This window comes from Mycoplana dimorpha (genome assembly GCF_003046475.1).
In the GTDB taxonomy this organism is placed as follows: domain Bacteria; phylum Pseudomonadota; class Alphaproteobacteria; order Rhizobiales; family Rhizobiaceae; genus Mycoplana; species Mycoplana dimorpha.
In genome coordinates, this window is the sequence record NZ_PZZZ01000003.1 from 109,085 (window position 1) to 129,269 (window position 20,185).

Genomic DNA, 20,185 nt, shown 5'->3' on the forward strand with positions numbered 1-20,185 from the left:
GTCACACCCTTTCGATCAATCCGGCGATCCCCTGGCCGACGCCGATGCACATGGTGGCGATTGCCCGCTTGCCGCCACGCCCTTCCAGGGCGCTGACGGCCGTCATGGCAAGGCGCGCACCCGACATGCCGAGCGGATGGCCGAGCGAGATGGCGCCGCCATGCGGGTTGACGTGCTCGGCGTCGTCGGGCAGGCCGAGCTGGCGCAGCACCGCAAGCCCCTGCGAGGCGAAGGCCTCGTTCAGCTCGATCAGGTCGATGTCGGAGAGCGAGAGCCCGGTCTTTTCAAGCAGCTTCTTGGTCGCCGGGGCCGGACCGATCCCCATGATGCGCGGAGCGACGCCGGCGCAGACGACCGAGACGACACGGGCGCGCGGCGTCAGGCCGTAGCGCTTGACGGCGGCTTCCGAAGCGATGATCAGCGCGCCGGCCCCGTCATTGACGCCCGAGGCGTTGCCGGCCGTCACCGAGCCGCCCTCTTTTCGGAACGGCGCCTTCAGCTTGGCGAGCTGTTCCGGCGTCGTCTCCGGGCGCGGATGTTCGTCGACGCTGACCGTCGTCACCCCACCCTTCTTGCCGGCGACTTCGATCGGCGAAATCTCGCCGGCGAAGAAGCCGGCATCCTGCGCGGCCTTGGTCCGCTGCTGAGAGCGGTACGCAAAGAGGTCCTGGTCCTCGCGTGAAATGTTGAACTCGGCGGCGACGTTCTCTGCCGTTTCCGGCATCGAGTCGACGCCGTACTGCGCCTTCAGCACCGGATTGACGAAACGCCAGCCGATCGTGGTATCGAAGATCTCCGCCTGCCGCGAGAACGCGTCGGTCGCCTTGCCCATGACGAAGGGCGCGCGGGTCATGCTCTCGACGCCGCCGGCGATCACGAACTCGGCGTCGCCGGCCTTGACCGCGCGGGCCGCCATGCCGACGGCATCGAGGCCAGAGCCGCAGAGGCGGTTGATCGTCGTGCCCGGCACGCTCACCGGCAGGCCGGCCAGCAGCACCGCCATGCGCGCCACGTCGCGATTGTCCTCGCCTGCCTGGTTGGCGCAGCCGAGGATCACGTCGTCCACCGCTTCCCAGTCGATGCCGGGATTGCGCTCCTTCAGCACGCGCAGCGGATGGGCGGCAAGGTCGTCGGCGCGGACGTCCTTCAGCGCGCCGCCATAGCGGCCGATCGGCGTGCGGGTGAAGTCGCAGATATAGGCTTCCGACATGAAATCCTCCTTGGAATGCGGTTCAGGCCGCTGCCGGACGGCGGACGCAGACAACGCGGAAGCGCTGGGCGACATAGGCCGTATCGGTCAGGCAGGCATTGCCGGCGGGGTTGGCGCCGGTGACATGGAAATCGCTGAAGGCGGCACTCTGGTTGACATAGATGCCGCCGGTCAGGTTGACCGAGAGCGGAGCGCCGGCCTGCGCATAAAGCCCGGCCGCCTTGTCGATCAGGTCGCTGTCGCGGCTGTAGAGGGCCGCAGTGATACCGCCCTTCGTGCGGGCCGCGCGCGTGGCGCGATCGATCGCGTCCGTGACATTTTCGCAGGATACCACGAAGCTGATCGGGCCGAACTGTTCCTTGGGATAAGCCGCCTCATCCGTCGCATCGACTGCCAGGATCAGCGGGGTCGCGGTGCGCGCACCCTCCTGCCCGGCAACGGGGGCGCTGGGGCGGATGATGCGGCCGAGGCTGCTCGCCTTGTCGATCCGCTCCAGCGTCGCCGGGTTCTGGATTGCGCCGCAAACTGCTGCGGCACGAGCCGGATCGGCAAGCAATGCGTCGACCGCCGCGGCAATGCCTGAGGCGACCTCGTCAAGGCTCTTGTGGCCCTCGTTCGTCTCGATGCCGCCGCGCGGGACGAAAATGTCCTGCGGGGTCGTGCACATCTGACCGCTGTAGAGGGACAGCGAAAAGGCGATGTTCTGGCACATCGCCGCAAAATCGTCGGTGCTGTCGATGACGATGGTGTTGATGCCGGTTTCCTCGGTGAAGACCGGCTTGCCCCGGACATTTTCGCGCAGCCAGCGGCCGAACTCGGAAGAGCCGGTAAAGTCGACGAGCGCGACGGCCGGATGAACGGCAAGCGTCTGTGCGACGGGTGCCTCGGGGGCGTCAACGGCAAGTTGAATGACATCCGCGTCAAAGCCGGCCTCGGTCAGCACCTCGCGGGCAATCTTCACCGTGATCGCCAGCGGCAGGATCACCGCCGGATGCGGCTTGACGATCACCGGGTTGCCGGTGACGAGATCGGCAAAGAGCGCCGGATAGCTGTTCCAGGTCGGGAAGGTGGCGCAGGCGATGACGAGCCCGATGCCGCGCGGCACGAGGTGGAATTCCTTCGTAAGCCGGATGACTTTGCGGCCGGCCGGCTTCTCCCAGGCGACGTCGCCCTGCGGAATGTCAGTCATTTCCCGATAGGCGTAAGCGACGGCCTCGAGAGCGCGGTCATGCGCATGCGGGCCACCGGCCTGGAAGGCCATGGCGAAGGCCTGGCCGGTCGTCTGCTCGACCGCATGCGCGATCAGGAAGGAGGCGCGGTTCAGCCTGGCGATGATCTCGAGGGCGACCCCGCAACGCGCCTCGACGCTCGCCTGTGCCCATCCGGCGGCAGAGGCCGACGCCCGTTCGATCAGACGATCGATACCGGTGCGTGGATAGGTGATGCCGAGGGCCGGGCCGAAGGGCGAGACCTCGCCGCCGGCGCGGCCGTCGTCTTCGCTCTGGTCGAGCGGGAAGGGCTTGCCGAGCAGCGCCTCGAAGGCGGCCTTGCCTTCTTCCGGCAGCGTCTCGCCATAGCTGCGCGGGACTTCGGAGAAGGCGCTCCAGAAGCCGCGCTCCTCGATGGCCTTTACCGCGTCGGCAAGCAGACCGGCGTGCGTTTCGAACAGCTTGGTCATCGATTCCTCCATGTTCGGCGCGATCGTGCTTGATAGTTGACACCGGCTCGATTTCCGCTAATTATTAACCGAACGATCGGTCAATTCAAGTGAAACTTGTGACCCGGCCAACGGAGGTAGACAGTGACGTCGACGATCAAGGTGGACCTGCGCGACGGCTGGACCAGGATCACGTTGAACCGTCCCGACCGGCTCAACGCCTTCAATGAAGAGATGCACCGCGCACTTGCCGCAGCACTTGACGAGGCCGCTGATGAAAGCTGTCGCGCCGTGCTGCTGACCGGCGAGGGCCGCGGCTTCTGCGCCGGGCAGGACCTGTCCGACCGGGTCGGCACGGATGGACCGCCGGACCTCGGCCAAACGATTGAAACCTTCTACAATCCGCTGGTGCGTCGCCTGCGGGCGCTTCGCAAGCCGGTCGTCTGCGCCGTCAACGGCGTCGCCGCCGGTGCCGGTGCGAACATCGCCCTTGCCTGCGACATCGTACTCGCCGCCCGCTCGGCCCGCTTCATCCAGTCCTTCGCCAAGATCGGCCTCGTGCCGGATTCCGGCGGCACCTTCTTCCTGCCCCGCCTGATCGGCGAGGCCCGCGCCCGGGCCCTGGCGCTGACCGCCGAGCCGCTTTCCGCCGAAAAGGCCGAGGAATGGGGACTGATCTGGAAGGTCATCGACGACGACAGCTTGATGGCCCAGGCTGAAGCTCTCACCGCGCATTTTTCCACCCAGCCGACGCAAGGCCTTGCCCTGATCAAGGAAGCGATGCAGGCCTCAAGCGCCAACGACCTCGACACCCAGCTCGAACTGGAGCGCGATCTGCAGCGCCAGGCCGGCCGCACGCCGGATTATGCAGAGGGCGTCAAGGCTTTCATGGAGAAGCGCCCGGCCGCTTTCACGGGAAAAGCGAAATGACCACAGGCGCCGAACTCGCAAGCCTTTCGGCCCAAACGATGTGGGAGAGCGACCGCGCCAGCCAGGGACTCGGCATGGAGATCGTCGCCGTCGAGCCCGGCAAGGCCACGCTTGCAATGCAGGTCCGTGAGGACATGACCAACGGCCACGGCACGGCGCACGGCGGCTTCATCTTCGCGCTTGCCGACAGTGCCTTTGCCTTCGCCTGCAATTCCTATGGCGAGACGACTGTCGCCGCCCATTGCAGCATCAGCTACATCCGCCCCGGGCGGTTGGGCGACCTGCTCGTCGCCGAGGCGCGAGAAGTCTCGCGCTCCGGCCGCTCGGGAATCTACGACGTGACGGTCAGCGCCGACGGCGTGACCATCGCCGAGTTCCGCGGCCACTCGCGCAGTCTCGGCAGCGCTTTCGTTGACCATGGCGCAGCCGGCCGGCCCGCCTGATTTCGCCTGGACGACAGCCCCGACACGGAGGAGAATATGAACATGAGGTTCCCCAACATCCAGTCCGGTCGGGACTTCGTCGGTCTCGACGAGCATGAGCGTGCTTCGCGCGACCGGATCCAGTCGCTGCAGCGCGAGCGCCTGGCCTGGTCACTGCGGCACGCCTACGAGAACGTACCCTTCTACCGGCGGAAATTCGACGCGGCCGGCGTTCATCCTGCCGATTTCCGTGATCTTTCCGATCTCGCCAAGTTCCCCTTCACAGTGAAGCAGGACCTGCGCGACACCTATCCCTATGGCATGCTCGCCGTGCCGAAGGAAAAGCTCGCCCGCGTGCACGGCTCCTCGGGAACGACCGGCAAGCCGATCGTCGTCGGCTACACGAAGAACGACATCGACATGTGGGCCGATGTCATGGCCCGGTCGATTCGCGCGGCCGGCGGCAAGCCGGGCATGATGGTGCATGTTGCCTACGGCTACGGCCTGTTCACCGGCGGTCTCGGCGCCCACTACGGCGCCGAGCGGCTCGGTTGCACCGTCGTGCCGATGTCCGGCGGCATGACCGAGCGGCAGGTGCAGCTCATCAGCGATTTCCAGCCGGACATCATCATGGTGACGCCGAGCTACATGCTGGCGCTGCTCGACGGCTTCACCAAGGCCGGCATCGACCCGCGGTCGACCACGCTGAAATACGGCATCTTCGGCGCCGAGCCGTGGACGAATGCCATGCGCCAGGAGATCGAACACGCCTTCGAGATGCAGGCGACCGACATCTATGGCCTCTCCGAGGTCATCGGTCCCGGCGTTGCCCAGGAATGCGTCGAGACCAAGGACGGCCTGCACATCTGGGAAGACCATTTCCTGCCGGAGATCATCAATCCGGAGACCGGCATGCCGGTCGAGGACGGCGAATATGGCGAGCTGGTCTTCACCTCGCTGACGAAGGAAGCCTTCCCGATCATCCGCTATCGAACCCGCGACCTCACCCGGCTGCTGCCGGGCTCGGCTCGCCCGGGCATGCGCCGCATGGAGAAGGTCACCGGCCGCTCCGACGACATGATCATCCTTCGCGGCGTCAACGTATTCCCCAGCCAGATCGAGGAAGCGCTGCTCGCCACCGACTGGTGCGCCGGCCATTTCGTCATCGAGCTTTGCCGAGAGGGGCGCATGGACAAGATGACCGTGCTCGCCGAGGCCCGCCAGGAACATTGGGACGGCGAAGGGCTGCAGGCGCATGCACAACGCCTGGCAAAGCACATCAAGGACACGATCGGCATCTCGACCGCCATCGCCATCCAGGCCCCGAACTCCGTGGCTCGCTCCGAAGGCAAGGCCAAACGGGTCATTGACAAGCGTCCGAAGGATTGATGCCCACGGGCTGAAACCGTTCGGGGTTTCGGCACGCCAATGAATCAGGCGGCTATACGCCGCCGCCAGGCGATGCATGGGCGAGGACCTCAACGGCCCCGAACCGGTGTGTCAGCCTTCAGGCTGCAACCGGTTCACTCGAAAGCCGCGACGGCCGGTCACTCGCTCTGCCGGGCTCCGTTTGAGTTTCATACGGCCGGACGTCGTCGTTCCGGGCGCGCGTCTCATGTGGCGCGCAACCATACATCTCCCGATAGCATTTCGAAAAATGCGAGCTCGCCACGAACCCGCAGGCGATGGCGATGTCGACGATCGGAAGGGCCGTCTGGGTCAGCAGCAAGCGGGCGCGCTCCAGCCGAACCTCAAGATAGTAGCGGGCTGGAGAGCGCTTCATCTCCTGGCGGAACAGCCGCTCGATCTGCCTTCGCGACAGTCCGGCGTGGGCCGCAAGCTCGGACAGGGCGAGCGGCTCGGCCAGGTGTGCCTCCATCTCCTCGACGACCCGCAGCACGGCCGGATGGCTGCTGCCAAGTCGGGCCGACAATGGCAGCCGTTGGCGGTCGGACGAACAGCGGACCCGGTCCATCAAGGCCTGCTCGGAAACGCTGGCCACGATCCGGTCACCGAAGTCCTGGCCGATGAGATGCAGCATCATGTCGACCGCTGCCGTTCCGCCGGCGCAGGTGTAGATGTTGTCGTCGATCTCGTAGATGCGCGTCGTCACGGTGACGTTCGAGAACCGCTCCACAAAGCCTGGAAGATTTTCCCAGTGCATGGTGCAGCGCTTGCCATCGAGCAGGCCGGCCCTTGCCAGGAGATAGGCGCCCGTGCACAGGCTGCCGATCTTGACCCCACGACGGCCGCATTCGCGAAGCCAGGCTTCCGCGCTGCGATCCATATGCTTCTCGACATTCCGGCCGGCCGCGACAATGGCCATCCCGGGGCGCGACAAGGTCGACAGGGCCGAGCGCTCCGCAGCGATCGAACAATCCGGCTCGATCGACAGGCCGCAGCTCGAACGCACGCGATTGCCGTCGGCGGATGCCACGCGCCAGGCATAGGCATCGTAACCGAGCACGGTATTGGCAAGGCGCAGCGACTCGATCGCCGAGGTTAGCGCGAGCATCGTGAAGTCCGGAACGAGATAGAAGACAAACAGACGTCTTTGGTGCTGCATTGCGTCCACGACAAGCCTCCCTGGAGCACGCCGTAAACCGTTCCCCGCCGGCGCGTGCAGGAGCGAGTATTGACGAGGGATGTCGGAGCGAACAGAGTAAACGCGACATTTCGCCAGAAGGTTTGAGACGTATCATGTCCAATGTGAGCCGCGCCGCTCTTCGTTCGCCGATCAGGCTCGGCGGTCGAACCGCATCGCTCTCGGTGGGGGTCATCCTCCTGAAGCGCTTCACGCTCTGCGCCTTCGCCAATTTCATCGACGTCTTACGCCTGGCCGCCGACGAAGGAGACCGAAGCCGCCCCATTCACTGCCAGTGGTCGGTCATTTCGGCCGACATGCAGCCGATCGTGTCGAGTTGCGGCATCTCCATCCAGCCGCAGGCGCGCTTCGGTGATCCGGGCCGCTTCGATTACATCGTGATCGTCGGCGGGCTCGTGGACGAGATCGCCCAGAAGGACGAGAAGGTGGACGGCTATTTGCGGCAGGCCGCTGCGGCCGGCGTGCCGCTGGTGGGATTGTGCACTGGCGCTTTCGTTCTCCACCGTGCGGGCCTAATGCAGGGTTACCGGTGCTGCGTCAGCTGGTTTCACCACGCTGACTTCCTGGAACAGTTCGACGGGCTGCGGCCGGTCTCCGACCAGATATTCGTCGTCGACCGTGACCGGCTGACCTGTTCGGGCGGAGCCAGTGCTGCCCATCTCGCCGCGTTCCTGGTCGAGCGCCACGTCGGCCGCGCGCAGGCGACGAAAAGCCTGCACATCATGATGATCAGCGAGGCGGCCGTCGGCGAGACGCCGCAGCCGGGCTTTCCAGCCAATTTCGAGACGAACGATCCCGTCGTGCGGAGGGCGCTTTTGATCATGCAGCAGAGCCTCGACGTACCATTGCCGATCAAGGTCATCGCTGCGCGGATGCAGAGCGACAAGCGTCGTCTCGAGCGGCGGTTCCAATCGGCCCTGAACACCTCCCCGCTCAGCGTCTATCTCACGATGAGGCTCGACTACGCCTGCCATCTCATCGAAATGACCGAGCGTTCCGTCGCGTCGATCGCCGCCGACTGCGGGTTTTGCGATTCCTCCCACTTCGCCCGCATGTACGCCCGGCGATTCGGTTCGACGCCCGGCAAGCATCGCGAGTTGCTGCGGGCCCGCACTGAAGGCCCGGCCGCGGCCTTGACCGCCTAGCTCGCCGTCAACGGATCGCGACGGGTTCGAGCGGCGCGTCAGGAGGAACAGGCACCGTGCGGGCCCCCACGTAAAGCGCCCGGCCCGCAAACCAGCCGTTGACCGCCGCGCCGAGGCCGAGCGCGACGAAGAGGGCGGAGGTCCAGGCAAAACTGCCGGTCCAGTCGCGGATCAGGCCGACAATTAGGGGGCCGACGGCGGCAAGCAGGTAGCCCACGCATTGTGCCATGCCGGACAGATGTGCCGCGGCATGGGGATCGCGCGTGCGCAGGACGATTACCGTCAGGGCGACGGCGATCAGCCCGCCCTGGCCGATACCCTGCAGGATGGCCCAGAACCAGACCGTCCAGAGCGGTGCGAAGAGCAGGCCGAGAAGGGCTGTGACGGCAAACACGCACAGCACGACATTGATCAGCCGCTGGTCCTTGCCGCGCACGGCGAGATGGGGGGCCACCAGGCAGGCGCCGGCCTGCACCATCACCGACACCGAGACGATCGCCCCGGCGGTGACACCGTCAAGGCCGCGTTCGCGCAGGATCGGCACCAGCCAGCCGAAGATGCAATAGGCAAGCGCGGATTGGAGGCCCATGAACAGCGTGACGTGCCAGGCGAGCCTGTCGCGCCACAGGCCTTCGACGCGAAAGCCGGTGCGTTTTGCCTGCGAGCGCGAGCCGAGGACCTGCGGAAACCAGAGGAAGGCGACGACGAGCGCCGGGATGGCCCAGGCCGCGAGCGCGCCGCTGACCGAACCGCCGAGCGCGTGCTCGATCGGCAGGGTGAGGCCGGCCGCCCCGGCTGCCCCGGCGCAGAGCGCCATCGTATAGCATCCGGTCATCAGCGCCGCCCGGTCGGCGAAGTCGCGCTTGACGAGCCCCGGCAGCAGCACGTTTCCGACCGCGATGCAGGCGCCGGCAAGCGCGGTGCCGACGAACAACAAGGGAACGGCAGTGAGGCCCCGCAGCGCCGTGCCGAGCGCCAGCAGGAGGACGACGCCGAGCAGGGTGCGCTCGGTGCCGATGCGCTGCGCAAGCCGCGGCGCCAGCGGCGAAAACAGGCCGAGGCAGACGACCGGCAGCGTCGTCAGCAGGCTGACCCCGAAGGGCGACAGGCCGAACATGCTGCGGATCTCGGGCAGCAGCGCCGAGGCGCTCGAAAACACCGGCCGCAGGTTGAAGGCGATCAGCACGAGACTGGCGCCCAGCAGCAACCGCGCCATCGCCGTCGGCGGCCGATGCGCCTCGGGCGCCGGCAGGCTGTCAGCTTCGGCATCGATCAGGTCGATCGCGGCGGGATCGTCCAGGGTAGGGTTCGTCATGATGTCAGCAATCGGTCGAGGGCGGACAGGACCGGCGCCATGAAACGGCGCACGGCCGCCTCCGCCTTTTCCGGATCGCCGGTTTCAATGGCATCGACGATCGCCGCATGAGCCTCCATGTCCGGCTCCGGCAGGTCCTCACCGAGCGTTGCCTCGATGGTTTCGGCGATCAATGTCGAGAAGAAGTCATACATGCCCACCAGCACCTTGTTTTGCGATGCGGCGATCACGGCCTGGTGGAAGGCAAGATCGCGCGCGACGAAGGTGGCCCTGTCGCCGCCCTGGTAGTTGCCCCGTTCGGCAAGCAGGCTGCGCAGCCTGGCGATCACCGCCGGCGTGCGGCGGAGAGCGGCAAGCCGTGCGGCCTCCTTGTCGAGTGCACAGCGCGCCTCGAACTGGTCGCGCAGGCCGGCGCCGCGCGCGATCGTCAGCGGCCGGCTGGCATCTGCGGTCGAAAGCACATAGGTGCCGGAGCCCTGACGCGTTTCCAAGTAGCCTTGTGCGACGAGGACCCGCACTGCCTCCCGGACCGTTCCGCGGCTGACGCCGAGCATGGCCGACAGACCCGCCTCGTTCGGCAGCCTGTCGCCAACGGCCCAGCGTCGCCCGAGGATCTCGTTGCGGATCGCCTCGACGGCATTGTCGGCCAGGTTGATCTTGCTCAGGGATTGCATGACGTCGACTCAAAAGTCATCTGATGACTTGGTGGCTAGCGCAAAGCAGCGGGGCGGTCAACGAGCATCGCTCTCATCGACCTTCTTTGCCGGCTGCGCTTTTCGTCCGTCAGGAACGCCTGCCGTGCTCGATCAATCCGGCCAGCGCTCCAGCGTCTCCATGAAGCGGGTGAGCCACTGGTTGGTCTGATGGCCGTCGACGGCACGGTGGTCGATCGTCAGCGAGACATAGGCCATTGGACGGATCTGGATGGTGTCGACACCGTCGACCTCGCGCACGACCACGCGTTTTTCCAGCTTGCCGACGCCGAGGATGGTGGTCTGCGGCCGGTTGATGATGATGGGGGAAGCAAAGAGCGATCCGGAGACGCCGTGGTTGGAGATCGTGAACGTGCCGCCGCGCATGTCCTCGGGCTTGAGCATGCCGGCGCGGGCGCGGGTGGTGAGGTCCTGCAGGCGGGCGGCGATGCCGGACAGCGACAGGTGCTGGACCTGGCGGATGACCGGAACGACCAGCCCCTTGTCCTCAAGCGCGGTGCCGATGCCGATATTGACGTCGTCGAAGATTTCTAGCCGGTCGGCATGCCAGCGGCTGTTGATTTCGGGAACGGCGCGCATAGCGGCGGCCGCAGCGGCGACGATGTAGGCCGTATAGGAGAGATTGATGCCCTCGGCTGCAAACTGCGCCCGGTGCTTTTTGCGATGCCTCATGATGGCGGAAAAGTCGGCCTCGAACACCGCCGTCACATGCGGTGCGGCGGTGACCGAGTTCAGCATGTTTTCGGCGATGGCAAGCCGCATGGTCGAGTGCGGAACCGACCGGCTGCTGCCTTCGGTAGCCCTGTCACGTGCGGAGCGGTCTTCTGCGGGCGGCGAAGCGGGAGAGAAAGGCGTCGCATTGGTGCGGGATGTTCCGGATCGGGCGGCAAAGGCGGCCTCGATGTCGATCCGGGTCACGCGCCCGTTCTTCCCGGTTCCGGTGACCGTGGCCGGGTCGATGCCGTATTCCAGCGCGGCATGGCGAACCGCCGGCGAATAGCGCATCACCTCGGGAACGGCTGTCGCCGTTTCATGTGAAACGCCGCTGTCGCTTGCCGCTGTTTGCGGGCGCTTGTCCGCTTCGTCGGCACGGATGCGCCCCAGCACGGCGCCCGGCCCGGCATCCGCGCCGCTCTGCAGCAGGATCTCCTCGAGGATGCCGGCCGACGGGGCCGGAACCTCCTGCGTGACCTTGTCGGTTTCCAGTTCCACCAGCGGATCGTCGACGGCCACGGCCTCGCCCGGCTGCTTCAGCCAGGCGCGCACCACCGCCTTCGTTCCTTCCTGCTCGAGCGGCGTCACGACATCGGTCAGCGTGGTCATGCTCAGAACTCCACCAGGGACTGGATCTTGTCGCGGATCCGTTCGACCGACGGCACGGCCCAGTCGAGCAGCGCCGGATTGTGCGGGCTCGGGATGTCGGGCATCGTCAGCCGCGACACCGGCGCGTCGAGGTCCATGAAGGCCTCGTCGGCGATCACGGCGGCGATTTCCGCGCCAAAGCCGGCCGTGCCGAGGTCCTCGTGCACGATCAGGCAGCGCCGGGTACGGCGAACGGAGGAGAGCACCGCCTGACGATCCCACGGCATCAGCGTGCGCAGATCGATGACGTCGGCGGAAACGCCCTCGGCTGCTGCCTCGCAGCGCGGCACCATTGCACCCCAGGTGACGACGGTGATCGCCTCGCCCCGCCTTGTGAGGCGCGCCTTGCCGAAGGGCAGTGCGAAAGCATCGCCGGGATAGGGCCGGCGCGCCCAGGCATGGTCGAGCATGGCGCGGTGCTCGAAGAAGATCACCGGGTCGTTGCCGCGCAGCGCCGTCCGTAGCAGCCCCACCGCATCCTCGGCATTGGAGGGCACGGCGACCTGCCAGCCGGGCTGGTGCACGAAGGCGACCTCGTTCGTCTGGCTGTGCCAGGGGTCGCCGCACTTGAAGAAGCCGCCCGGCATCCGCAGAACGATCGGCGCGGCGAAGCGGTTGTTGGTGCGCCAGCGGATCGTGCCGCAATCGTTGATCTGCTCGGTCGCCGGCTCGGCGTATTTGCGGAACTGGATTTCCGGTACCGGCACGAGGCCGGCCAGCGCCATGCCGACGGCGCGCCCGACGATGCCCTCCTCCGACAGCGAGGTGTCGAAGACGCGCTCGCGACCGAATTTCTCCTGCAGGCCGAGGGTGACCGCGTGAACGCCGCCCTTCGGGCCGATGTCCTCGCCGAACAGCACGACGCGTTCGTTGACGGCAAGCTCATGCTCAAGGGTGCGGCGGATCGCCGTCACCATGTTGATGCGCGTGCCGTCGCCGGCCGGCTGGTCGGTGGTCTGCGGCGGGCGATAGCCGAGCCGGTGCTGGCCACCCATTTCCTGCATCTCACCTTCGAAGAAGACGTGGCGGGTCACGGTTTGCGGATCGGCGACCGGACGCGCCTCGGCGGCCTCGCGGGCGGCCTCGGCGACGGATGCGGCTTCGGTGGCGGCGGCCTGCCAATCCGCCTCGCTCATGGCGGCCGGCACGAGATAGTCCTTCAGCCGCGGCAACGGGTCGCGCGCCCATTCGGCCCGCACCACGTTCTCGCTCTTGTAGGCTTGCGTGTCCTGGAAACTGTGGCCCTCGAGACGCGGTACGGTCAGCCGCAGCAGCGCCGGCGCGCGGTTGTCGCGCACGAAGGCGACCGCCTCGGTCGTCAGCCGCGCCGCCTCGGCCGGATCGCAGCCGTCTCCGTCGAGCACCATCAGGTTCGGCCAGCCGGACAGGTTGGCAGCGATGTTGCCGGCCGGCGTCTGCAGGGTGGAGGGGACGGAGATGCCGTAGCCGTTGTCCTCGATGTAGAACAGCATCGGCAGGGCTTGCGTGGTGGCGATCGTCAGCGCCGACCAGAAGCCGTTGGTGGCCACCGAGCCGTCGCCGCCGAGCACCACGGCGATGGAGCGGTCGTGGTCCGGGCTCTTCAGCACGGTGCGGTAGTATTCGATCGCCTGCGCCCAGCCGGCCGTGGGGGTGTATTGCGAGCCGACGCCGCCGCACATGGGCAGCGCCGAGGCGCCGTCGGGGTTGGGAAAGTTGAAGACGACGCCGATGTCGCGACCGTCCGAATAGCCGCCGGCGCGGCCCATCGCCGAGCCCAGCGCGTCGACCGGATCGACGCCGAGCGCAAGCAGCAGCGGGCGCGAGCGATAATAGCCGCAAACCCCGTCATGCCGCTCGGTGAGAAGACAGCCGAGCATGACCTGCGCCATGTCGTGACCGCGCGCGGAGAACTGGTAGAGCACCTTCTTCTCGGGTGCCAGCCGCGTTTCCTCCATCGCGTCCAATGCTCGGGAAAGTTGCAGTAGATAGGCGATGCGCTTCCAGTCGACCGTCTCGTCGGGTGCATTGCGGACGAACCGCTTGAGCGCTGCCTGTGCCATCTCGCAACCTCCTCACTGCAAGCCGATAAGAAATGATAATACGGACGGCGCGAGATTTCGTTTCAGAGTTCCGCCAGAAGGTTGTAGCTTTGAAACGTATGTTTCATGAAACGGGTGCGAATGAACGATATCGAACTGGATGCGGTCGACCGGCAGATCCTCCGCATGCTGCAACATCGGGCCGACATGAGCCATGCCGCGCTTGCCGAGAAGGTCGGCGCCTCGAGCGCCTCCTGCTGGCGGCGGATCAAGGCGCTGGAGGCCGCCGGGGTGCTCGGGAAAACCGTCCGCCTGGTCGAACCCGAGGCGATCGGCCGGGGCCTGATCGTCTTCTGCCAGGTGCGGATGAAGAGCCACGACCCGGTGGCCCGGCGGGATTTCGAGCGCTTCGTCGAGAGCCACGACGAGGTGCTCGAATGCTATTCCATGTCCGGCGAATGGGACTATCTGCTGCGGGTCGTGGCGGCGGATGTGCGCGACTATGAGCGGCTTTTGATGCACGGCATCCTCACCCACGAGGCGGTGGCGAACTCGTCGTCGCATTTCGCGCTGAAGAGCGTGAAATACACGACGGCGTTGCCGGTCTGACAGAACGGCCGGGGTGAGGCCCTCCTCGACGAATGGGTCGCCTCGCCCGGGCCTTCCGAACGCGCGCGATTTTGTGATCGGCCCCAGCCGCGAGATGGCGCACATTGCCGTTGACTCTTGTCCGGCGTTCTGGAATCCATAAGAACATAACAGGAACAAAAAGAGGAATGAACGCCATGGCAACCCCTGCCCTGGCGCAGGAGCGGCTTGTTGCCCTGCGTGAGGCCATCGCCCGCATCGAGAACGCCGACGGCCCGGCGCTCGCCCGGCGCAAGCGCCGCTGGCAATGGGATGGTCGGGAGTCGGCGGACGGCGCCCCGCCCTTATCCGGTTCAGGCGAAACGGCCGATCTTGACACTGTTTTCGACGGCGGCCTTCCGGCCAGCGGGCTGGTGGAGATCCGCAACGCACAGACCCGCGACATGGGCGCTGCGACGGGCTTTTCGCTCGCCCTTGCCGCGCTCCGGCAGGACTTGGCCGAAGGCGGCGGTGGCGCGACTCTGTGGATCGGCCAGACGCTGGCACTTTCCGAAGCCGGCACCCCTTATGGGCCAGGGCTGAAGAGGCACGGCCTCGATCCGGCCCGCTTCCTGCTCGCCCGGCCGCGCACCGTTGCCGATGCGCTCTGGATGGCGGAGGCGGCGCTCGGCGTGCCGGCCTTTTCCGCCGTGATCCTGGAGATCCGCGGCAATCCCCAAGGCTTCGGCCTGACGGAAAGCCGCCGGCTGCAGATGCGCGCAAGGGCGGGCGGCATCCTGCTTCTGCTTCTGCGCCAGGCCGGCCAAGAGGAGGCGAGCAGCGCCCTCTGCCGCCTGCGCATCGAGCCCGCCCCGGCCGGCGAGCGCCCGCTGCCGGATGGAACGACGCTTGAGGGCAGTCTCGGCAACCCCGTCTTTCTCGTCACGCCGGAGAAAAGCAAGACCGCCGATCCCATCGGCACCTTTCTGGAATGGAACCCCGATGACCGCCGCTTCAACCGCCTCGAGCCCCGCCCTGCCGCTCCTCCGGAAGAGCGGCGACCAGCGGATACTCTGCCTCTGGTTTCCCTATCTTCCCGCCGACCGGGTGGCCCGGCAGCGCTGGGGAAGGTCGTGGCTTTCCAGGGGGGCGTCCTGATCATCCGCCGGTCGTCTTCGCCGGCCGCAGCGACAATGCCATGCGCCTCGTCTTCCTCGATCGCCAGGCCGAACGCATCGGCCTGCGAAAGGGGCAGGGCGTGGCGGAAGCCCGCGCCATCTGCCCGGACCTGGACGTCCTCCCCGCCGACCCGGCCGCCGACCGGGCCCTGCTCGAGGCGCTGGCCGACTGGTGCGACCGCTACACGCCGCTGGTGGCGCTGGACGGCGAAGACGGGCTGCACCTCGACATCACCGGCTGCACACACCTGCATGGCGGCGAGCGCGCGCTGCTCGACGGCGTGCTGGCGCGTCTGTTCGCCCTCGGCATCGAGGCCCGCGGCGCGATTTCCTCCGCCGTCGGCATGTCCTGGGCGGCCGCCCATTTCGGCGACGGCGGCGTCATCGGCGCGGATGCGGCGCAGGAGACCCTCGCCCCGCTGCCGGCCGCCGCGCTGCGGCTGCCAGACGAGGTGCTCGGGCCGCTCGGCCGGGTCGGGCTGAAGACGGTCGGCGATCTCCTGCCCCTTCCCCGCGCGCCGCTCGCCCGCCGCTTCGGTCCGCTGCCGCTCCTCAGGCTCGACCAGGCGCTCGGCCTGGAGGACGAGCCGATCTCGCCGCGCCTGGCCGTGCCGATGCTCTCCGCCGAGCGCCGGCTGTTCGACCCCGTCCAGTCGGAGGACGACATCCTTGCCCTCGCCGCTCATCTCGCCAGAACCCTGAAGGAAGGGCTTGAGCGGCGTGGCGAAGGCGGTCGCCTGTTCGCGCTCTTGCTCTTTCGGGTCGACGGCCGCGTCTTCCGCCTTCACGCCGCCGCCTCGACGCCGCTCAGGGATCCGGATCGCATCGTCCTGCTCTTCCGCGAGCGGCTTGCGGCCGTGCATGACGACCTCGATGCCGGCTACGGGTTCGACCTCATCCGTCTCTGCGTCCTGCGCGGCGAGCCATTCGAGACGGCGCAGGCGGGCTTTTCCGACGATGCCGGCGAGGGCCGGTCGCTCTCGGCCTTTGCCGACCGGGTCGTGGCCCGCTTCGGCTCCGAGAGCCTGCTCGCCGTCACCCTGCCCGAAAGCCATGTGCCGGAGCGCGCCGCCTTTCTTGCGCCTGTTGCCGACCGGCAGGAACACGACCGGGCGATCGGCGGTGACAAGCCGGCCCATGTCGCGGCCGCCCCCGTCTCCGACCGCCCCCTTCGTCTGTTCACGCCGCCCGAGCCGGTCGAAACCGTGGCGGGCGTGCCGGAAGATGCGCCGAAAACCTTCCGCTGGCGGCGCGGCTTTCACCGGATCACCCGCACGGAGGGCCCGGAGAGGATCGCCGGCGAATGGTGGATCGACGGCGAGGATCATCCGGCCCGCGATTATTTCCGCGTCGAGGACGATGCCGGCCGCCGCTTCTGGCTGTTTCGCGAGGGCGTCTACGGCACGGAGACCAGGCTTCCGCGCTGGTTCATCCACGGGGTGTTCGCATGAGCGGGCCGCCTCCCTTCTTCGAGCTCGGCGCCCGGACCGGTTTTTCCTTCCTGGAGGGTGCCGCCCTCCCTGAGGCCATGGTGGAGGCGGCCAGGCGGATCGGCCTTTCCGGCCTCGGCATCGCCGACCGCAACACGGTCGCCGGCGTCGTGCGCGCCCATTCCAAGGCCAAGGTCGAGAATATCCCCTTCCAGCCCGGCGCCCGCCTCGTCTTTGCCGACGGCACGCCCGATGTCCTCGCCTATCCGCAGAACCGCCAGGGCTGGGCCGGTCTCTGCCGCCTGCTGAGCCTTGGAAACCTGCGGGCCGACGAGAAGGGCAAGTGCACCCTGTTCCTGTCCGACCTCCTGGAATGGCAGGCGGAGCTCCAGCTCATCGTCATGCCGCAGGTCGGCCGGCCGCAACCGGAGCAGTTGCGGCCGCTTCTTCAGCGTTTGCGAGAGAGCGCCGGCGACAGGGTCCATCTGGCGCTGGTGCCGCGCCGTGACGGCCTCGACCGGTTCCACCTCGCGGCGCTGGCGCAGCTTGCCCATGAAAGCCGCGTCCGGACGATTGCCAGCAACGATGCGCTTTACGACGTGGCGGAACGCCGGCCGCTCGCCGATGTGGTCACGGCCATCCGCCAGAAGACGCCGATTACGGAACTGGGCTTCCACCGGCAGGCCAATGCGGAGCGCCACCTGAAAGGTCCCGCCGGGATGGCGCGGTTGCTTCGCGACTATCCCGAGGCGATCGCCAATACCGCACGATTCTTCGGCGGGCTTCGCTTCGATCTGGAGGAACTGAGCCACCAGTATCCGGACGAATCCGACGCGGGCACGACGCCGGCCGAGACGCTGCGGCGGCTCGTGCGCGAGGGCGGGGCCAGGCGCTATCCCGAAGGCATCCCGGAAAAGGTCGAGGAACGGCTTGCCTACGAGCTGGCGTTGATCAGCACGAAGAAATACGAACCCTATTTCCTGACGGTCCACAAGCTGGTGACCTTTGCCCGGAACAAAGGGATTCTCTGCCAGGGGCGCGGTTCGGCCGCCAATTCCTCGGTCTGCTATTGTCTCGGCATCACCGAGGTCGACCCGAACCGGTTCACGCTGCTGTTCGACCGCTTCCTTTCCGAGGATCGTGACGAACCGCCGGACATCGATGTCGATTTCGAGCACGAGCGGCGCGAGGAGGTCATCCAGTATATCTACGAAACCTACGGCAAGGAGCATGCCGGGCTCGCCGCTGCGGTCATCAGTTATCGGGGCCGCTCGGCCGGGCGCGAGGTCGCCAAGGTTTTCGGCCTGTCGGACGATGTCCAGTCCGCCCTGTCGGGTTCGATCTGGGGCTGGGGACGGTCGGCCTTCTCCGAGGAACAGGTCAGGGCCGCCGGTCTCGACCCGGGCGATCCGACGATCACGCGGGTCCTCTCCTATGCCCGGCAATTGATGGACGCTCCGCGCCACCTCTCGCAGCATGTCGGCGGTTTCCTCATCACCCGTGACCGGCTGGACGAAGTCGTGCCGATCACGCCGACGGCCATGCCGGGCCGCTTCATGGTGGAATGGGACAAGGACGACCTCGATACGCTGAAGCTGCTCAAGGTCGACGTGCTGGCGCTCGGCATGCTGACCTGCATCGCCAAGGCATTCAAGCTTTTGGAAACCCATTATCACGAGCCGAAGACGCTGGCAGCGATCTATCCGGACCAGAACGCCGAGGTCTACGACATGATCTGCCGCGCCGACACGCTCGGGGTCTTCCAGATCGAAAGCCGCGCGCAGATGAGCATGCTGCCGCGGCTGCGGCCGCGCGAATTCTACGATCTCGTCATCGAGGTGGCGATCGTTCGCCCCGGGCCGATCCAGGGTGACATGGTTCACCCCTATCTGAAGCGGCGCGAGGCGGTCCGGGCGGGGCGGAAGATCCGCTATCCCAGCAAGGAGCTGGAGCAGGTTCTGGAGCGCACCCTCGGCGTGCCGCTGTTCCAGGAGCAGGCGATGCAGATCGCCATCACCGCGGCCGGCTTTTCGCCGAGCGAGGCCGACCGGTTGCGCCGCGCCATGGCCACCTTCAAGCGCACCGGCACGATCGGCACCTTCCGCGACAAGATGGTCGAAGGCATGGTCGGCAACGGCTACGAGCGCGCCTTTGCCGAGCGCTGCTTCCGCCAGATCGAAGGTTTTGGTGAATACGGCTTTCCGGAGAGCCATGCCGCCTCCTTCGCGCTCCTCGTCTATGCGTCCTCCTGGCTGAAGGCCTACTATCCCGACGTGTTCTGCGCGGCGATCCTGAATTCGCAGCCGATGGGTTTTTACGCGCCGGCGCAGCTGGTGCGCGATGCACGCGAACATGGCGTCACCGTGCGCCCCGTCGACGTGAACCATTCCGCCTGGGACTGCCTTCTGGAGGGCGAGGGCCTGTTCGACCCGGCCGCGATCGCGCCCCGCCACCGTCAGATGTCTAAAGTGATCCGCTCGACGAAGGGGGTGCGGCTGGGCTTCCGGCTGGTCAAGGGCCTGCGGGAGACGGACATGGCAAGTCTGGTTGCCCGGCGCGGCGACGGCTTTCGCTCGGTGCGCGACCTCTGGCTTCGCTCCGGCCTGTCACGCAGCGTCCTGGAACGCCTTGCCGACGCCGATGCCTTCCGCTCTATGGGGCTCGATCGGCGACGGGCGCTCTGGGCCGTCAAGGCCCTCGACGACGGGGATGCGGCCGAAGCGCTCCCGCTTTTCGACGGGGCGGAAGCAGACGAGTTGCGGCCGGAGCCTGAGGTCAGGCTGCCGGTGATGCCGGATGGCGAGCAGGTCATCAACGACTACCGCTACCTGACGCTGTCTTTGAAGGCGCATCCGGTCTCGTTCATGCGCGCCGATTTTTCACGCCAGGGGATCGTGCAGAACGGCTCGCTCGAGACCCTGGCAAAGGATCGTATCGTCACCGTGGCGGGGCTGGTGCTGGTGCGGCAGCAGCCCGGTTCGGCCAAGGGCGTCGTCTTCATGTCCATCGAGGACGAGACGGGAATTGCCAACATCATCGTCTGGAAGAAGATCTTGGAAAAGTACCGCAGCGTGGTGATGGGGGCGCGGCTCATCAAGGTGCGCGGCCGCCTGCAGCGGGAAAGCGGGGTCATCCATGTGGTGGCCGAACATATGGAGGACATGACCGACGCGCTCGGTCTGCTCAAGGGGGAGGCACACAGTTTCGGCGCGATGAGCCGGGCTGACGAGATCCTTCATCCGGTGGACGGCGAAGCACGCGAGAAGCGGGCGCTACGCCAGTTGCGCATGTTGGGGCTGGATGCGAGCCGTGACGGCAACGCCAGGTCCGCGCTGCGGCAGGCCGCCGAGGTACTGCCGAAAGGCCGCAACTTCCAGTGAGAGACCTTGGGGGCCGGCCGGCGTTCTCCTGCGACATCACGGCCGGTGCAACAATAAGTGATCGGCGGACCGACAGGTGAAGCCTGCACCGGCAAGGCCGTCCGGAAAGCCAACATTCTGGAAATACAAAGCATTCAGCCGAGGTTAGAATGGCTCCAAAGAAAGCGGCAGCAGTGCTGACCTGTTTTATCTTGACAGCCAATGTCGCCTTTTGCTTAATCCAGCCACTCAGGGCCCGATAGCAGGGCGT

At 66.8% G+C, this 20,185-nt stretch carries 14 protein-coding genes and 1 pseudogene; 7 read left to right on the plus strand and 8 right to left on the minus strand.

Annotation, left to right across the window (positions count from 1 at the left end; all coding sequences use genetic code 11):
• Position 1: 1 nt before the first annotated feature.
• Complete coding sequence (pcaF, locus tag C7449_RS07450; RefSeq protein ID WP_108002177.1) at positions 2–1,210, minus strand: 3-oxoadipyl-CoA thiolase; 1,209 nt, start codon at positions 1,208–1,210, stop codon at positions 2–4.
• A gap of 22 nt (positions 1,211–1,232) precedes the next feature.
• The gene (paaN, locus tag C7449_RS07455) at positions 1,233–2,888 is read right to left on the minus strand and encodes a phenylacetic acid degradation protein PaaN (protein ID WP_108002178.1); all 1,656 of its coding nucleotides are present in this window, start codon (positions 2,886–2,888) and stop codon (positions 1,233–1,235) included.
• Positions 2,889–3,011: 123 nt separating this feature from the next.
• Here paaN and paaG point away from each other — a divergent pair, with 123 nt between their 5' ends.
• From paaG to paaK, 3 genes are read left to right on the plus strand one after another with little or no spacing between them, the layout of a single operon-like run.
• Complete coding sequence (gene paaG / locus C7449_RS07460; RefSeq protein WP_108002179.1) at positions 3,012–3,797, plus strand: 2-(1,2-epoxy-1,2-dihydrophenyl)acetyl-CoA isomerase PaaG; 786 nt, start codon at positions 3,012–3,014, stop codon at positions 3,795–3,797.
• Positions 3,794–4,240 carry a hydroxyphenylacetyl-CoA thioesterase PaaI gene (gene paaI, locus C7449_RS07465; RefSeq protein WP_108002180.1) on the plus strand — a complete coding sequence of 149 codons (447 nt, stop codon included), beginning with the start codon at positions 3,794–3,796 and terminating at the stop codon, positions 4,238–4,240. The genes paaG and paaI overlap by 4 nt, the downstream gene beginning before the upstream one ends.
• 36 nt (positions 4,241–4,276) lie before the next feature.
• On the plus strand, positions 4,277–5,608 hold the full coding sequence (gene paaK / locus C7449_RS07470; RefSeq protein WP_108002181.1) for a phenylacetate--CoA ligase PaaK: 1,332 nt from the start codon (positions 4,277–4,279) through the stop codon (positions 5,606–5,608).
• Positions 5,609–5,726: 118 nt separating this feature from the next.
• On the opposite strand, the gene C7449_RS07475 is transcribed toward paaK, so the two are convergent.
• On the minus strand, positions 5,727–6,794 hold the full coding sequence (locus C7449_RS07475) for a GlxA family transcriptional regulator (protein ID WP_170115822.1): 1,068 nt from the start codon (positions 6,792–6,794) through the stop codon (positions 5,727–5,729).
• A 125-nt stretch (positions 6,795–6,919) separates the two neighbouring features.
• Here C7449_RS07475 and C7449_RS07480 point away from each other — a divergent pair, with 125 nt between their 5' ends.
• On the plus strand, positions 6,920–7,969 hold the full coding sequence (locus tag C7449_RS07480) for a GlxA family transcriptional regulator (RefSeq protein WP_108002183.1): 1,050 nt from the start codon (positions 6,920–6,922) through the stop codon (positions 7,967–7,969).
• A 7-nt stretch (positions 7,970–7,976) separates the two neighbouring features.
• Here the strand turns inward: C7449_RS07480 and C7449_RS07485 are convergent, their stop codons facing one another.
• The 4 genes from C7449_RS07485 to C7449_RS07500 all read right to left on the minus strand — a co-directional run bounded on the left by C7449_RS07485 (position 7,977) and on the right by C7449_RS07500 (position 13,401).
• The gene (locus C7449_RS07485) at positions 7,977–9,284 is read right to left on the minus strand and encodes a CynX/NimT family MFS transporter (protein ID WP_108002184.1); all 1,308 of its coding nucleotides are present in this window, start codon (positions 9,282–9,284) and stop codon (positions 7,977–7,979) included.
• Positions 9,281–9,958, minus strand: a complete 678-nt coding sequence (locus C7449_RS07490; protein ID WP_108002185.1) for a FadR/GntR family transcriptional regulator — start codon at positions 9,956–9,958, stop codon at positions 9,281–9,283. Before C7449_RS07490 ends, C7449_RS07485 begins: the two co-directional genes overlap by 4 nt.
• A 132-nt stretch (positions 9,959–10,090) precedes the next feature.
• Positions 10,091–11,320, minus strand: coding sequence for a dihydrolipoamide acetyltransferase family protein (locus C7449_RS07495; protein ID WP_108002186.1), 1,230 nt, complete (start codon positions 11,318–11,320; stop codon positions 10,091–10,093).
• Positions 11,321–11,322: 2 nt separating this feature from the next.
• Entirely contained in the window at positions 11,323–13,401 is a 2,079-nt protein-coding gene (locus C7449_RS07500; protein ID WP_108002187.1) for a transketolase C-terminal domain-containing protein, read from the minus strand.
• 120 nt (positions 13,402–13,521) lie between these two features.
• On the opposite strand from C7449_RS07500, the gene C7449_RS07505 reads away from it, so the two are divergent.
• Positions 13,522–13,989, plus strand: a complete 468-nt coding sequence (locus C7449_RS07505) for an Lrp/AsnC family transcriptional regulator (RefSeq protein ID WP_108002188.1) — start codon at positions 13,522–13,524, stop codon at positions 13,987–13,989.
• Positions 13,990–14,321: 332 nt separating this feature from the next.
• Here the strand turns inward: C7449_RS07505 and C7449_RS21740 are convergent, their stop codons facing one another.
• A complete protein-coding gene (locus tag C7449_RS21740) occupies positions 14,322–14,774 on the minus strand; it encodes a hypothetical protein (protein WP_170115818.1) in 453 nt (150 codons plus the stop codon).
• A 175-nt stretch (positions 14,775–14,949) separates the two neighbouring features.
• Between C7449_RS21740 and C7449_RS07510 the strand changes: the two are divergent.
• Positions 14,950–16,576 (plus strand): annotated as a pseudogene (locus tag C7449_RS07510) (Y-family DNA polymerase).
• Positions 16,573–19,935 carry an error-prone DNA polymerase gene (locus tag C7449_RS07515; RefSeq protein WP_108002189.1) on the plus strand — a complete coding sequence of 1,121 codons (3,363 nt, stop codon included), beginning with the start codon at positions 16,573–16,575 and terminating at the stop codon, positions 19,933–19,935. Before C7449_RS07510 ends, C7449_RS07515 begins: the two are co-directional and overlap by 4 nt.
• Positions 19,936–20,185: the final 250 nt, after the last annotated feature.

Excerpts from the sequence above, each read along its gene's own strand:
- pcaF (WP_108002177.1), bottom strand. The coding sequence starts at position 1,210 with ATGTCGGAAGCCTATATCTGCGACTTCACCCGCACGCCGATCGGCCGC.
- paaN (WP_108002178.1), bottom strand. The coding sequence starts at position 2,888 with ATGACCAAGCTGTTCGAAACGCACGCCGGTCTGCTTGCCGACGCGGTA.
- paaI (WP_108002180.1), top strand. The coding sequence starts at position 3,794 with ATGACCACAGGCGCCGAACTCGCAAGCCTTTCGGCCCAAACGATGTGG.
- paaK (WP_108002181.1), top strand. The coding sequence starts at position 4,277 with ATGAACATGAGGTTCCCCAACATCCAGTCCGGTCGGGACTTCGTCGGT.
- C7449_RS07480 (WP_108002183.1), top strand. The coding sequence starts at position 6,920 with ATGTCCAATGTGAGCCGCGCCGCTCTTCGTTCGCCGATCAGGCTCGGC.
- C7449_RS07485 (WP_108002184.1), bottom strand. The coding sequence starts at position 9,284 with ATGACGAACCCTACCCTGGACGATCCCGCCGCGATCGACCTGATCGAT.
- C7449_RS07490 (WP_108002185.1), bottom strand. The coding sequence starts at position 9,958 with ATGCAATCCCTGAGCAAGATCAACCTGGCCGACAATGCCGTCGAGGCG.
- C7449_RS07495 (WP_108002186.1), bottom strand. The coding sequence starts at position 11,320 with ATGACCACGCTGACCGATGTCGTGACGCCGCTCGAGCAGGAAGGAACG.
- C7449_RS07500 (WP_108002187.1), bottom strand. The coding sequence starts at position 13,401 with ATGGCACAGGCAGCGCTCAAGCGGTTCGTCCGCAATGCACCCGACGAG.
- C7449_RS07505 (WP_108002188.1), top strand. The coding sequence starts at position 13,522 with ATGAACGATATCGAACTGGATGCGGTCGACCGGCAGATCCTCCGCATG.
- C7449_RS07515 (WP_108002189.1), top strand. The coding sequence starts at position 16,573 with ATGAGCGGGCCGCCTCCCTTCTTCGAGCTCGGCGCCCGGACCGGTTTT.